Here is an 11,845-nt window from a genome sequence, read left to right on the forward strand (position 1 = left end):
ATTTCCATACCTTCGGGTGAGAGGCTCCCAGCCAGACTACTGGGTTGATAGGCCAGATGTGGAAGCGCAGTAATGCGTGTAGCTGACTGGTACTAATAAGCCGATGACTTGATAAACACCCCCCTCCGGGGGTGGCATGATTATATTTTTGCTTGCGTCCACTGAGTGGTTCTTGATGTACGGTCGAGAACCCGCAACGATTGCTCGTTGTGCTGATTGAAACATCAATAGTGTTTCGGCGGCCATAGCGAGAGGGAAACGCCTGGTTACATTCCGAACCCAGAAGCTAAGCCTCTCAGCGCCGATGGTACTGCAGGGGGGACCCTGTGGGAGAGTAGGACACCGCCGGACTCCTTTTCAGACGAAAGCCCTGACCAACGCTGGTCAGGGCTTTCGTCGTACCCACACCACAACAACACCCACCCACGAACAAACCGTCCAAACGGCTTGATCGCGGGTGGGTGTTCTGGGTTCAGCTGCGGAGCGCTTGCATCAGCGTCTTCATCAGTCGCGGAATGTTCCCGTCCATGCGGAAACGCGTGAATCCTTCACTCACCGCTGCGCCCGTGCGGCTCGTGACGAACCACGGCGGCTTCGGGAGAATGGTCCTCGCTCCGCCACCCAACGAGCGCGGGAACGGACGGAACGGGCCGGTGAGCACCGACCGCTCGACATGGTCGATCAGCAGGCCGTTGTGCACCACACCGATCCCGCTGCCGACATCCGAGAGGGTGTGTCCCGGGAAGGCGCCCCACGACAGCGTCGGGGCGGTGAAGGAGAACCCCGTCCAGCCATTGATCGCGATGTTGCCGTAGTGAAGGTTGTCGATGGCTCGATCGAATCCGGCCCCGAGCGCGCGCTGTGCCCGCGGATCGATGATGACGTTGGCGCCCAATGTGCCCGCCAGCTTCTCGTTGGCATGTGTCACGGCGGCATCGAGGAATGGCTGGCCCGTTCCGGGAAGGGAGACGACGCCGAGCACGGGCGAGAAGTACTCCGTGTTCTCCAACGCGGTGGCGTCGTCGGTGTCGTCGATGATGACCAGTCGCCGCTCGCCGAAGCGCTCCGCTGCGGGGTACGCCTCATCGGCGGCCGCCAACTTGGGTGCGGAGTTGGGGTACCAGACCGGCCTGTCAGGCGCCGCTGCATAGGCGCGGCGGAGGGCGTCGAGAAAGTCCTCCCGCTGCACCCACTCGGCCGAGAGGATCAGCACCTGCCCCGAGATGCAGTTGTGGCCGCCGTTCTGCAGCCGCATTGTCACCACGTGCTCGGCCTGATAGTCCAGATCCGCCTGCGTCCACTTCCCCGGCACCACGATGATCGGAGCGACGCCGCCCAGCTCGCCTGTGATGGGTGTGTGCAGCAGCGGCTGACCGTTCTTGCGACGCTTCTGTGCTGCGGCGCCGGTGCCCCACACGATCGCGTCGAACGTCACCGCCGAACCCGTGATGTGGACGTGAGCGAAAGCGTCTGACGCCGTGAGGTGCGCGCCCACGGCGCCATCTCCGGAGATGATGCGCACGAACCCGGCCTCGACGAGCGGCAGCAGCGCACGTCGGTACACCGGGAGCAGCCGATCCTGCGTGGGGTTGAGCTTCAGCAGCGAAACGCGGTTGGCTGCCAACAGCTCATACAGAACATCCAGCACCGGGATGGAGGTGATGTTGCCGGCACCGAGCACCAGACCGACGCCGCCCGAGGTGCGCGGGGTGAGCTGCGCGAGGCCGGCGCCCCGGACGGCCTGACCGGCATCGACGCCGGGGCGCAACCAGACCTGTCCCGTGAATCCTGACAGCAGCGTCGCGTCCACGCCGTCCGCGGGGAAGACATCGACGCGGGTCCGACCACTCGGAGAAACCGAGAACTTCTTGCCGTCCAGTGGGCTTCCCCCCGTGGCCAGCGTGCGCAGCGTGCGTTCGTAGGTGCCGAGTGCGGAGAGGACGGCGTATGGACCGCTCAGCCATTCCTCACCGCGGAGGGGGTGACGAGCGTCCAGCCCCTTGGTCTCGGCGGCGATCCTGGCCCAGTCTTCGGCGGCGGCGGACACGCTTGCCTGCAGGCGGCGTAGCAGCGTGGCACGTTGCGCCAGCGTGAGCGTCGACCAGACAGCCGACCCAATCCGCAGCGCATCGATCTCGGCGTCGATAGCCGCGACCGTCTCGGCAGAAACCGACGGACGCGTGGGAGATGCCACTGCGGAGTCGCTGACCGCGGTGGATCGCTGCGGTCGGGGCGAGCTGGACGCGCGCGGCTTGCGAGCCGCCGCCGCGCCGGAGCGCTCGGCCTTCTTCGGCTTCTCACTCGCGCCTTGCGCGCTGCTTCGGGACGCGCGAGCGGGCTTCGCAGATTTCGTCGGGGCTGCGTCGTTCGACTCCGGCGTTGCGTCAGCGGGTGTGCTCACAAGGAACCTCCTGGTCTTCCGTCAGCCTATGCCTCGCCGCCGTCATCCGGCCGGGGTGACGGTGTCGATGTCGTGCTTGGTCAGTCGGTATCGCGACAGGCTCACCAGGCTCAGCAGGGTGAGGGCGGCCGGGATGATGCTGAACGCGATCACGATGCCGGCCACAGCCGAGTCGGGCTGCGTCACCGACATATCCGCGGTGGACGAGATGTAGCCCGTGAGAGCCAGCACCGCGGTGAACGCGGACGCCGAGATCGCGAAGCCGACCGTCTCGCCCGCGGTCCACACCCCGCTGAACGCTCCGGCCGAGGCTGTCCCGTCACCGTCAGCCGAGATCACATCGGGAAGCATAGCCATCGGCAGCGACTGCATCCCGGCGTAGGCGATGCCGGCCAGGGCCACCGGGGCATACAGCCAGTCGCCCGGCGCGAGGAGCGCGCCAGCGATGATGATCGCGGCGACGATGAACAGCGTGGAGGCGAGTCGGAACGCGCGGGTCTTGCCGATGCGCCGAGCGATCACACCCCAGACGGGGGCGGCGATGAGCGCCGGCGCGATGAGTGACACGAACAGCAGCGTGACGGCCGCTTCTGAGTGCATCACCCACGTCGCCAGGTACTGAGCGCCTGCCAGCATGAGACCGGTCGCGAGCGCCTGGAGCACGTAGGTGAGCAGCAGGGCGCGGAAGGGTTGGCTCCGCCGGAGCGCGCGCACCCCCTCGATGTAGTGCGCTCGCACGTCCAACCGTGTGACGTCGGCACGGGGAACCGGCCGAGTCCCGCGCGCGGTGACCGTCGTGGAGATCAGCATGCCGAGCCCGATCAGGACACCCGAGACGGCGCCCATGACGAGGTAGCCGGTGGTGGGATCGCCCGTCAGATCACGGAGGATCGGTCCTCCTGCGCCGAACAGCAGGATCGCAAAGGTCAGCACGATCACCCGCCACGTGAGCAGCCGGGTGCGTTCGTCGTAGCCGGGCGTGAGTTCTGCAGGCAGTGCGATGTACGGCACTTGGAACAGGCTGAAAGCGGTGGCGGTCGCGGTGAATGCGATCAGCACCCAGATCGCGCCGATGGCCGGTGCGAGTCCCGGTGGGACGGCGAAAGTGAGGGCGAAGAGGAACGGCAGTGAACAGGCACCCACCAGCATGTAGCCGCGTCGGCTGCCCGTGTGGGCGCGTTGGCGGTCGGTGAGCGCGCCGATCACCGGGTCGATGATGACGTCCCACAGCTTGGCGATCGTGATCACCACCCCGGCGAATGCCGCGGCGACGCCGAGATTGTCGGTCAGGTAGTACGTCAGCACCAGGCCGGGAAGGGTCGCGAAGCCGCCGGTGCCGAGGGAACCCACGGCGTATCGCGCGATGGTTCCCGCAGACAGGCGGTGCTCGCCGGTCACGGGCGGGTTGGGGGTCGGGTGTGGAGCGCCAGTGCTCATCGCGCCAGTGTATCTGCGCGATCTGGCGTCGTCAGGCGGCGCGCGACAACGGTCGGCCCGTCATCGCGGACCGACTGGGGCACGGACTCAGATCAGGTTGAGCTCGGTGAGCTTCGCCTCGACATCGGCGTTACTCGGCTCGACGTGATGCGAGGAGTCGGGGTACACCACAACGGGGATGTTGGTGCGACCGGAGATGTCCTTGGCGACGTCTGCTGCAGCGGGGTCCGCCTCGAGGTCCACGTACGTGTACGCGACGCCGAGCTCATCCAGCTGCTTCTTCGTGCGACGGCAGTCAATGCACCAAGCGGCGCCGAACATGGTGATCGTGTCAGGTGCGGGAGTGGTCATGTATCCAGGCTACGCCCCGCGTGACGCTACCGGCTCACGCCCGCCCGCAGGTGACTCGCCACGTCATCGGCGGCGAAGGCGGCGCGCAGCTTCTGCCACGCTGTGCCGTCCAGAGCGGCGACCGTGCGCGTGCCGCGTTCGGCATCAGACGTCGCCGCGACCCCGTAGACGACGTTGGCCGCCCCCACCGAGCGCAGCTGGGTCGTCAGCTTCTCCAGCGTGGCGTCACCGAACTCCGGGAGAACGATCACCCCGGTGTCGATCGTCTTTCCGTCCAACGCCGTCGGTGCGCTCAGCAGCCGCGCGGTGCCGTCCAACACCGCCTGCTGCCGCCGGAGGCCGCCCGGATCGGACTCCAGATAGTCGGTCACGGTACTCGGGCTCATCGTGAGAGGTCCGCTGGGAAAGGTGAATCGGTCGGTGGTGATCTCCGACGGATTGACGATGTCGAGGCTTCCGGCGCCGGCAAGGCCCGCCAGCCCCGGCTCGGTGATCACCAGGGTGTGATCGATTCGGATGCCGAGCGACTGCTGCATGGTGGCCCGCAGAGCTGCGGCTCCCCCGAGCACCAGCGCGTCTGACAGTGTGCCCTCGCCGTGTTCGGGGATGGCGGCCCAGGTGTCGGACGGCAGGGAGACGGCGGAGATGCTCGCACGATCGGCGGAGAAGTCCACGAGAGCGATTGCGGTTGCTCCGACACCACCATCGGAAGCAACTGCCGCGGCGTTCTCTTCAGACGCCGCGAACACGATAAGGACGTTCGTCTCGCCGCGACCCGTGCCCAGCATGGCCGCAGCCGAGCCGATGTGGTTCGCCAGCAGGGCGATCACCAGTGCAGTCCCGACCGCGAGCAGAGCGAGCAGCCAGAGGAGCGCGATACGCCGCGGCGTCGTCCTGATCCAGTGCCCCGCGCGCGCGAGCGGAGTCCGCTGGGTGTCGATCACGGTCACATCGCCTGCGAGGACGCGTGAACCACGCGATGATTGCGGCTCGCGATGGTGAGCCCGCGAGCCCGTCGAGCCTCGGACGTCCTGCGCGCGGGCGGACACGGCGCTCCCGTGCGTCACGGGCGCGGGCAGCGTCTCCTCCGGAATCTCGTCATCGTCATCACTGCCATCGGATTCCCGGGCCAGCTCGGCGGAGGGGAGCGGCAACTGCAGGGTGCGAGTACTGACGTTCTCGTTCGCCGGGCGCACATCGGCCGGCGCGGCATCGGGCAGCCCCAGCGCGCTGGCGTCGTCCTCGGACGGGTCCGCCGCGGCGCGCAACGACATGAGGGTCGCGTACGGGATGGTGCTCGCGTCACGGAAGTAGTCGGTGTCGGTGTCGGTGTTGGTGTTGGTGTTGGTGTTGGTGTTGGCGGACGGCGCGTCGGTGCCGGTCGGCGGCGTGGTGGAATCAGAGCTTGTCCGCACGTCTCGTCGCAGGCGACCGGTCGCCTGCGACCCCGCGAGGCCAGCCGCCTCGCGGGATCGGATGAACTCGGCTCGGCTCACCGTTGCCGCATTCTCGGCGAAAGCGTCCGCGTCCGTACCGAAGACCCGTTGGGCGGAGTCCTTCCGGTGCCCCGGCACGTCGCTCCGGTGGGCTGCCGTGTCGCCGTCGACGCTCTCGACGTCGGGACGAGGTGAGGCCGTCTCAGGATTGGGCGCATCTACGTCATTCCCGGTGCGACGCTCTGCGCGGAGCTGCTCGAGAACGTCTCGGCTGATTGTGGCGTCAGCGTCAGCGTCAGCGTCAGCGTCAGCGTCGGCGTCGGCGTCAGCGGCAGCGACGAAAACGTCCGTGTCGGCATTCGCGGCAAAAACGTCCGCGGCGGCGTCAGCATCAGCGTCAGCATCAGTGGCAACAACACCGGTGTCGGTGTCAGCATCCTCGGCAACCGGCTCGGCGCGGTGTGCCGCCGCGAGCTCGGCGCGCATCGCGGCGAGCTGGGCGCGATCGATGGTCGGCTCATCGCCCTCGTCGTCGCGGGAATCAGTTCCCTTCGGGCCAGTGTTCGCCGACCCTTCGGGCGGCGGCTGCGCTCCCCAGCGCGTCATGTCAGTCCCCTTGCGCGACGCATCGTCGTCATCGTTGACGATCGACATCCGATGACGACCGCCCGGTCCTCCCCAGGGCCGTGGGACCATCATGCCCCGAGAACCTGTGCGGATGAAATCTCCGGTGATTCGGTCAGGGAGTGGAGACGGGGCGCTCCAGCACTTCCAGCGCCGCGCGCAGCCGTGTCGAGGACGTGTGGGTCGTGTACGGGAAGTAGACCACTTCGACTCCGACCGCGCGGAATTCGCGCTCCAGCTGCATCCCCCTGCGAGTGCCGCGCCAGTCGTCACCCTTGAAGAAATGGGTGAAGCCCACCTCGCGCCACGTCACCACCTTGTCGGGTTGAGTCTCGATGAACACATCGTCGACAACGCTCAGCGAGCGCACGATCTCCGCCCGCTCGTCAGTGGGCACGATGGGCGTGCGGCCCTTCGCGCGCAGCAGCATTGCGTCATCCACCACTCCCGCGATCAGCCGATCACAGTTCTCCCGGGCGTGACGCAGGATGTTGAGGTGGCCGATGTGGAAGAGGTCCCAAGCCCCCGCGGCGTAACCGATGCGCATCTTTCCTTCTCCTGCACTCATGGCGTCTGCTGACGATCGCGCGCATAGGCGCGGTGAACATGACCCCGAGCGCCGCCGAGCATGCCGCGACCGCGATGGAGCACTCGCCAGCCGCGGGCGTCCAGCTCCGGGCGTGAGGCGAGTCGGCCCGCGCCGCGCATCAGCAGCCCACTGATGATTCGAGCCGTGCCGGTGATCGCGAATCTGCAGCGAAGCGCCGCGATCCGAGACGAAACGGACTCCTCGAGGAGGGCGATGTGCACGGTCGCATTGCCGCGCATGTACGCCCGCTCGCGCGCCCAGGCGCGAGTGAGACGTTCCGGCACCACGGTGTCGACGGCCACCGATTCCGCGCACCACACGATGCGCTCGCCGGCTCGCACAAGAGCGCGGGTGAACAGCGTGTCCTCGCCACCGGTGAGGCTGAGACGTGGGTCGAAGCGAGCTCCCACGCGGCGCACCCGGGACAGATCGAGCAGTAGGTTCCCCGTGGCCGCGGCGGGCATCTCGGTCCCGGTGGCATGAGTCGCGCGACGGAAGGTGCCGGTGGCCACCAGCCAGGGATCCAGATCCGCGGGAAGAACCGAGCGCACGGTGCCCATCACAGCGGCGCAGTCGTACGCGCGCCACGTGTCCACGAGCGAGCGCAGCCAGCCGGGTTCGGGCACTTCGTCGTCATCGATGAACACGAGGACATCGGCACCCGTCTCGCCGATCGCGCGCATGGCGTTGTCCGCCTCGTCGAGGGCGCGATTGCGCACATGCGCGACGCCGGCCCCCGTCTCGACGACGAACCTCGCCGACAGACCGGACTCGGCCACCGTGGGCGCCGCTGATCCGCCGGAGTCGTTGTCCACGACGAGAACGGCCGCCTGGTCTCCGGGGTCGAGTTCGGCGAAGCGTTGCGGGAGCACGGCGAGAAGCGCAGCCAGCAGCTCTGGTCGGCGGAACGTGGGAATCGCGACAACGATCCTCATCGCGACCTCCGGTGCGCGCGAGCCGCCTCGTAGGCGTCTGCGTGCCGACGTCCCGCCTCGCCCCAGTCACGCCGGGACAGGTCGGGGGCGGCATCGGAATCCAGGAGCTCCGCTGCGGCGATGGCCTCCCGCAGCACGGCGCCGTCGAGGCTGTCGTAGCGGATGACCCACTCCTCGCCCACATCGGCGGCCAGCGCGTCGGTGGAAGCCGACCGCGGCACCAGGACCGGTCGGTTGAGCGATAGCGCGGCCAGCGCACTGCCGGAGTTGTGCAGGTCGCGGTACGCGAGCACGACGAGCGACGCCGACGAGACGATCCGGACGAGATCCTCGTCGGGCACGAAGCGCAGATCGAGGGTGACGCCCGCGCCCGCGGTCGCCAGCAGACGCGCGGTGAGCTCCGCCGATGTCGGCCGACCAGCCACCGTCAACGACAGCGCGGGATCGGCGGTGTGCGCCTGGCCGAAGGCCGTCAGGAGATCCTCGACGCCCTTATAGCCGCGCAGCTGTCCGAAGGTGACGACATGACCCGCGCGACGCGGGGGACGGGAGTGACCAGCGAACCAGGCTCGGTAATCGCCATGCGGAATGTCGTGCACGAGGACGCCGGAGTCCACGACGGTCGTGGGGTTGAGTCGGATGACCACATCGGCGTCCGCCTGGATGCGCGCGAGCAGCGATTGCTCGTCGTCCGCGAGGTCCGGCAGATCGGGGTTGTGCGCCGTGCGGACCACGCCGATGCGGCGCGAGTGCCGGTGCCGATGGGCAAGCAGGCGCAGCAGGACCTTCTTGAGACGACGGCGCAGGGGTGAGCCGGACGCCAGCCGAGCCTCGGGCCAGTGCCAGTGAAACGCCTCATACCGACCGATCAGCGCTCGCGGCCAGGAGAACGTGACCAGCTCCACTCGGGGCTCGTCGCGCAGCGATTCGGCGAGCATCGTGATGTACGGGTTCGTCGTGGTGCGAGGAGTCGTGAACGACTGCATGACTCGCAGGCGACGCGTCATTCCGGGTCTCCCAGTGCGGTCAGCGAGCGGTACCAGCGCATCGCGGCCAGCGCGAGAACGGCGACGGTGGCCGCGGCCATGAGGGTGTACAGCGTGGCGAACGGCACCGGAAGCCAGAGCAACAGCATGGCCAGGCAGAGCAGGCCGTAATCGGTGGGGAGGACCGCGAGCGCGTACAGCGGGCTGGACCGATATGCCGCCCCCGATCCTGCACCTGGGGGCGCGCCGGCGGCACGGCGAAGGAAATCGGCGCCGATCATTCCGAAGAAGTACGTGGAGGCCACGGCGCTGTAGACGAGCGGGACGGTCAGCATCGCGGGCGGGAGCTCGTCGGAGCGTGCCCAAGAGATCAGCACGGCGAGATGGATCGTGGCTGCTTTGAGCGCGTCGAAGAAGTGATCCAGCCATTCGCCCGCGGCCGAGCCCGTGCCGGTGAGCCGGGCCAGCTGGCCGTCGGCGGAGTCGAGCGCGTACCCCAGCACGAGGAGTGCGGCTACCGCCACAGACGTCGCTGCGTTCGGTTCCGCCGCTGCGATGAGCCCGATCGCGCTGAACGTGCACAGAGCGCTGAGCAGGGTGACCTGCGTGGGCGTCAGCCCCGCTGCCGCGGCTGCCGCAGCGAGCGGACGACCGAGCGGGCGATTGATGAATCGCGAGTACGCGGCGGCACCGGACGAAGACTTCTGAGCTGTACGCAGCTCGGCCAGTGCGGTGCGAAAACGCCAGCGCGTGCGCGTGCTCGTCACGATTCCCCTCACGACACGGGACGACTGCACCCGCGTCGATTGGTCAGCGTAACCACCCGGCGGTGCCGGTAGCGGCGGCCTGTGGATAACTCGAATCAGCGGGTCGCGGACGACACGATCGCCGATCGCAGCTCGCGCGCAGCGGCACGCCAGCTCGCGTGAGAGAGAATCCGCTCGCGCGCCTGCTCATCGCCCGCGGCATGCCACCGCGCATCGATAGCGGCGGCCGCTGCGGCTGTGTCACCGACCGGAACCAGCTGGGCCCAACCGCCCGCCACCTCCCGGTGCGCCGGCACGTCGGAGGCGACGAGCGGGGCGTCGAACCAGGTGGCCTCCATGGCGGGGAGCGCCATGTTCTCATCAGGGGCCAGGGTCAGCACCAGCGCCGTGTGGCGCAGCATCCAGCTGAGCTCCGCGGGTGTCAGCCGACCCGAGAATCGGATCCGACCGGTGTCCCTTGCCGCGCGGTGGCGTGCGCTGAGGCGCGCCTCGACGGATCGACGGGAGGAATCGACGACCACCACAAGGGGGCTCTCGGGCGTCACCCGCGAGGATGCGAGGGCGGCCGTGACGGCGCCATCGATCCCGTCACGCATGCCCAGCCGTCCCCGGGTGAGGGCGAAGTCGGACACGTCTGCGACGATCCCCGGTCGGATCGGTGATGCGGTGGTCAGCGACGTGCGAGCCGCCACCCCGATGCTCGTGACAGGTGCCAGCGCCCATTCGTGGCGCTCGATGCGCGCCGCTTCGCTGCGCGTGCCGGTGGCCACGATGGTGGCGAAGCGGGCGCTGGGCAGGATCGCCGAAGAGTACAGGCGCTGCGATACCGGAAACCAGGTGGGGTGGTCGCGGTGCATCGCGTCGTGCACGATGGTCGCAGTCGCCCCGCCGAGGGGGGTGAAGTCGTGCACGACGAGCGCTTCTGCACGCACCCGTCGGGCCAGCCGCCCGAGCTCCACGAGGTTGGAGAGCGCGTGGGGTCGCAGGCGCACGGCGACGCGGTTCACCCCGGCGGGCAGGTCGTGGGCCGGAGACTCGGGCCGCAGCGCCACTGACAGGTGATCGCCCGGGAAGCTGCGATGCCAGGCAAGGATGAGCTCCCGCTGCACGGCTCGTGTACCGCGGGCGTCGCCATCCCACCAGTAGCCGTCGAACAGGATGCGCATGACCCTCCCGGTTTGCCTCAATACACTAGACCGCTTGGGGACGAAGGGATGGGACGTGACGCGCAGTGTGGCGATCATCGTCGTGAATTACGCATCGGCGGGGGTGCTGTCGCAGAACCTCGTGGCGACGGCTGCCGCGATGCCTGACGCCGAGGTGTATGTCGTAGACAACCTGCACTCGGCGGCCGAGCGCGCCCGCGTGCAGGAGCTGGCGGATCGGCGGCGGTGGCGGCTGATCGCGCTGCCCGACAATCGCGGATTCGGCGCCGGCGTCAACGCGGGTGCGCGTGAAGCATGGCGCGACGGGGCCACGGATCTGCTCGTGCTCAATCCGGATGCCAGTCTCGATGCCGCGGCGGCGGAGGCGCTCTCCGCGGCGACCGCGGGCGATCGGCGCGTACTGGTCTCCCCCGTGATCCACACACCTGACGGGCGCACGTGGTTCGACGGCTGCGACCTGTACCTCGGCACCGGAGAGACCCGAGGCAGGCGAGCGCGTGACCGATTCCCGGGCGCAGAGCGCGAAGAGTGGCTTGCTGGCACGGCGCTCTGGGTGACCCGAGAGGTCTGGGACCTGGTTGACGGGTTCGACGAGGAGTTCGAGCTGTACTGGGAGGACGTCGACTTCTCGCATCGGGTCCGTGTCGCCGGCGGCACGCTCGCGGTGGTGCCGAGCGCCGTGGCCGTGCACGACGAGGGTGCCACTCACCGCTCGAGCACGCAGCGGTCTGAGGCGAAGAGCGAGCTCTACTACTACTTCAACATCCGTAATCGGCTCCTGTACGCGGCACGCCATCTCGACGACGACGGCATCCGAACGTGGCTCGTGAGCTCCACCGCCAGCGCGCGCGCCATTCTCCTGCGCGGCGGGCGACGTCAGTTCCTGCGCCCGCTGCCGCCGCTGCGGGCCGCGTATCGGGGTCTGCGGGACGGCCGACGCATCGCACGAGCGGAGCTCGCCCGGCGCGCAAAACTGCGCTGAGACGTCATCCACAGGCGCGCGGGGAAGTAATCCACAACCGGGGCCATCCGAGCCGAACCGGCAGTGACCAGCGCGTACTGTTCGTGAGACGGCTCTCATGAGTCGACCGATCTGCTGGGGAGTCGATCGGGCATACCTGGGGAAGGTCGCTTCGTGAATCGTTCTTCGTTG

Annotated in this window: 10 protein-coding genes and 2 rRNA genes; 3 read left to right on the top strand and 9 right to left on the bottom strand. The window is 68.3% G+C overall.

Features of this window, described 5'->3' with window-relative positions:
• Together ACI3KU_RS05980 and rrf are read left to right on the top strand one after the other, a co-directional pair.
• Positions 1 to 116: ribosomal RNA gene (locus tag ACI3KU_RS05980) — 23S ribosomal RNA — on the top strand; the annotation flags it as partial.
• A gap of 118 nt (positions 117 to 234) precedes the next feature.
• Positions 235 to 351, top strand: a 5S ribosomal RNA gene (gene rrf, locus ACI3KU_RS05985).
• Positions 352 to 472: 121 nt separating this feature from the next.
• Here rrf and ACI3KU_RS05990 read toward each other — a convergent pair.
• From ACI3KU_RS05990 to ACI3KU_RS06030, 9 genes are all read right to left on the bottom strand, one after another.
• On the bottom strand, positions 473 to 2,401 hold the full coding sequence (locus ACI3KU_RS05990) for an aldehyde dehydrogenase family protein (RefSeq protein ID WP_404921383.1): 1,929 nt from the start codon (positions 2,399 to 2,401) through the stop codon (positions 473 to 475).
• Positions 2,402 to 2,443: 42 nt separating this feature from the next.
• Positions 2,444 to 3,838: an MFS transporter gene (locus ACI3KU_RS05995; protein ID WP_404921384.1), complete on the bottom strand. Its 1,395-nt coding sequence runs from the start codon at positions 3,836 to 3,838 to the stop codon at positions 2,444 to 2,446.
• Positions 3,839 to 3,925: 87 nt separating this feature from the next.
• Positions 3,926 to 4,189, bottom strand: coding sequence for a glutaredoxin family protein (locus ACI3KU_RS06000; RefSeq protein WP_404921385.1), 264 nt, complete (start codon positions 4,187 to 4,189; stop codon positions 3,926 to 3,928).
• Positions 4,190 to 4,215: 26 nt separating this feature from the next.
• Positions 4,216 to 6,231 carry an LCP family protein gene (locus ACI3KU_RS06005; RefSeq protein WP_404921386.1) on the bottom strand — a complete coding sequence of 672 codons (2,016 nt, stop codon included), beginning with the start codon at positions 6,229 to 6,231 and terminating at the stop codon, positions 4,216 to 4,218.
• A 133-nt stretch (positions 6,232 to 6,364) separates the two neighbouring features.
• Positions 6,365 to 6,817: an adenylyltransferase/cytidyltransferase family protein gene (locus ACI3KU_RS06010; protein WP_404921387.1), complete on the bottom strand. Its 453-nt coding sequence runs from the start codon at positions 6,815 to 6,817 to the stop codon at positions 6,365 to 6,367.
• Positions 6,814 to 7,773, bottom strand: coding sequence for a glycosyltransferase family 2 protein (locus ACI3KU_RS06015; protein WP_404921388.1), 960 nt, complete (start codon positions 7,771 to 7,773; stop codon positions 6,814 to 6,816). Before ACI3KU_RS06015 ends, ACI3KU_RS06010 begins: the two co-directional genes overlap by 4 nt.
• Complete coding sequence (locus ACI3KU_RS06020; protein WP_404921389.1) at positions 7,770 to 8,780, bottom strand: glycosyltransferase; 1,011 nt, start codon at positions 8,778 to 8,780, stop codon at positions 7,770 to 7,772. Before ACI3KU_RS06020 ends, ACI3KU_RS06015 begins: the two co-directional genes overlap by 4 nt.
• Positions 8,777 to 9,526: a CDP-alcohol phosphatidyltransferase family protein gene (locus ACI3KU_RS06025; protein WP_404921390.1), complete on the bottom strand. Its 750-nt coding sequence runs from the start codon at positions 9,524 to 9,526 to the stop codon at positions 8,777 to 8,779. Before ACI3KU_RS06025 ends, ACI3KU_RS06020 begins: the two co-directional genes overlap by 4 nt.
• A gap of 95 nt (positions 9,527 to 9,621) precedes the next feature.
• The gene (locus ACI3KU_RS06030; RefSeq protein ID WP_404921391.1) at positions 9,622 to 10,692 is read right to left on the bottom strand and encodes a glycosyltransferase; all 1,071 of its coding nucleotides are present in this window, start codon (positions 10,690 to 10,692) and stop codon (positions 9,622 to 9,624) included.
• 55 nt (positions 10,693 to 10,747) lie between these two features.
• On the opposite strand from ACI3KU_RS06030, the gene ACI3KU_RS06035 reads away from it, so the two are divergent.
• Positions 10,748 to 11,674, top strand: a complete 927-nt coding sequence (locus ACI3KU_RS06035; protein ID WP_404921392.1) for a glycosyltransferase family 2 protein — start codon at positions 10,748 to 10,750, stop codon at positions 11,672 to 11,674.
• Positions 11,675 to 11,845 lie beyond the last annotated feature (171 nt).

It is taken from the genome of Microbacterium sp. ZW T5_56, from assembly GCF_044987425.1.
Taxonomy (GTDB): Bacteria; Actinomycetota; Actinomycetes; order Actinomycetales; family Microbacteriaceae; genus Microbacterium.

Bases quoted from the DNA above. Each gene is read 5' to 3' on its own strand.
- ACI3KU_RS05995 (WP_404921384.1), bottom strand. From the start codon at position 3,838: ATGAGCACTGGCGCTCCACACCCGACCCCCAACCCGCCCGTGACCGGC.
- ACI3KU_RS06000 (WP_404921385.1), bottom strand. From the start codon at position 4,189: ATGACCACTCCCGCACCTGACACGATCACCATGTTCGGCGCCGCTTGG.
- ACI3KU_RS06005 (WP_404921386.1), bottom strand. From the start codon at position 6,231: ATGACGCGCTGGGGAGCGCAGCCGCCGCCCGAAGGGTCGGCGAACACT.
- ACI3KU_RS06010 (WP_404921387.1), bottom strand. From the start codon at position 6,817: ATGAGTGCAGGAGAAGGAAAGATGCGCATCGGTTACGCCGCGGGGGCT.
- ACI3KU_RS06015 (WP_404921388.1), bottom strand. From the start codon at position 7,773: ATGAGGATCGTTGTCGCGATTCCCACGTTCCGCCGACCAGAGCTGCTG.
- ACI3KU_RS06020 (WP_404921389.1), bottom strand. From the start codon at position 8,780: ATGACGCGTCGCCTGCGAGTCATGCAGTCGTTCACGACTCCTCGCACC.
- ACI3KU_RS06030 (WP_404921391.1), bottom strand. From the start codon at position 10,692: ATGCGCATCCTGTTCGACGGCTACTGGTGGGATGGCGACGCCCGCGGT.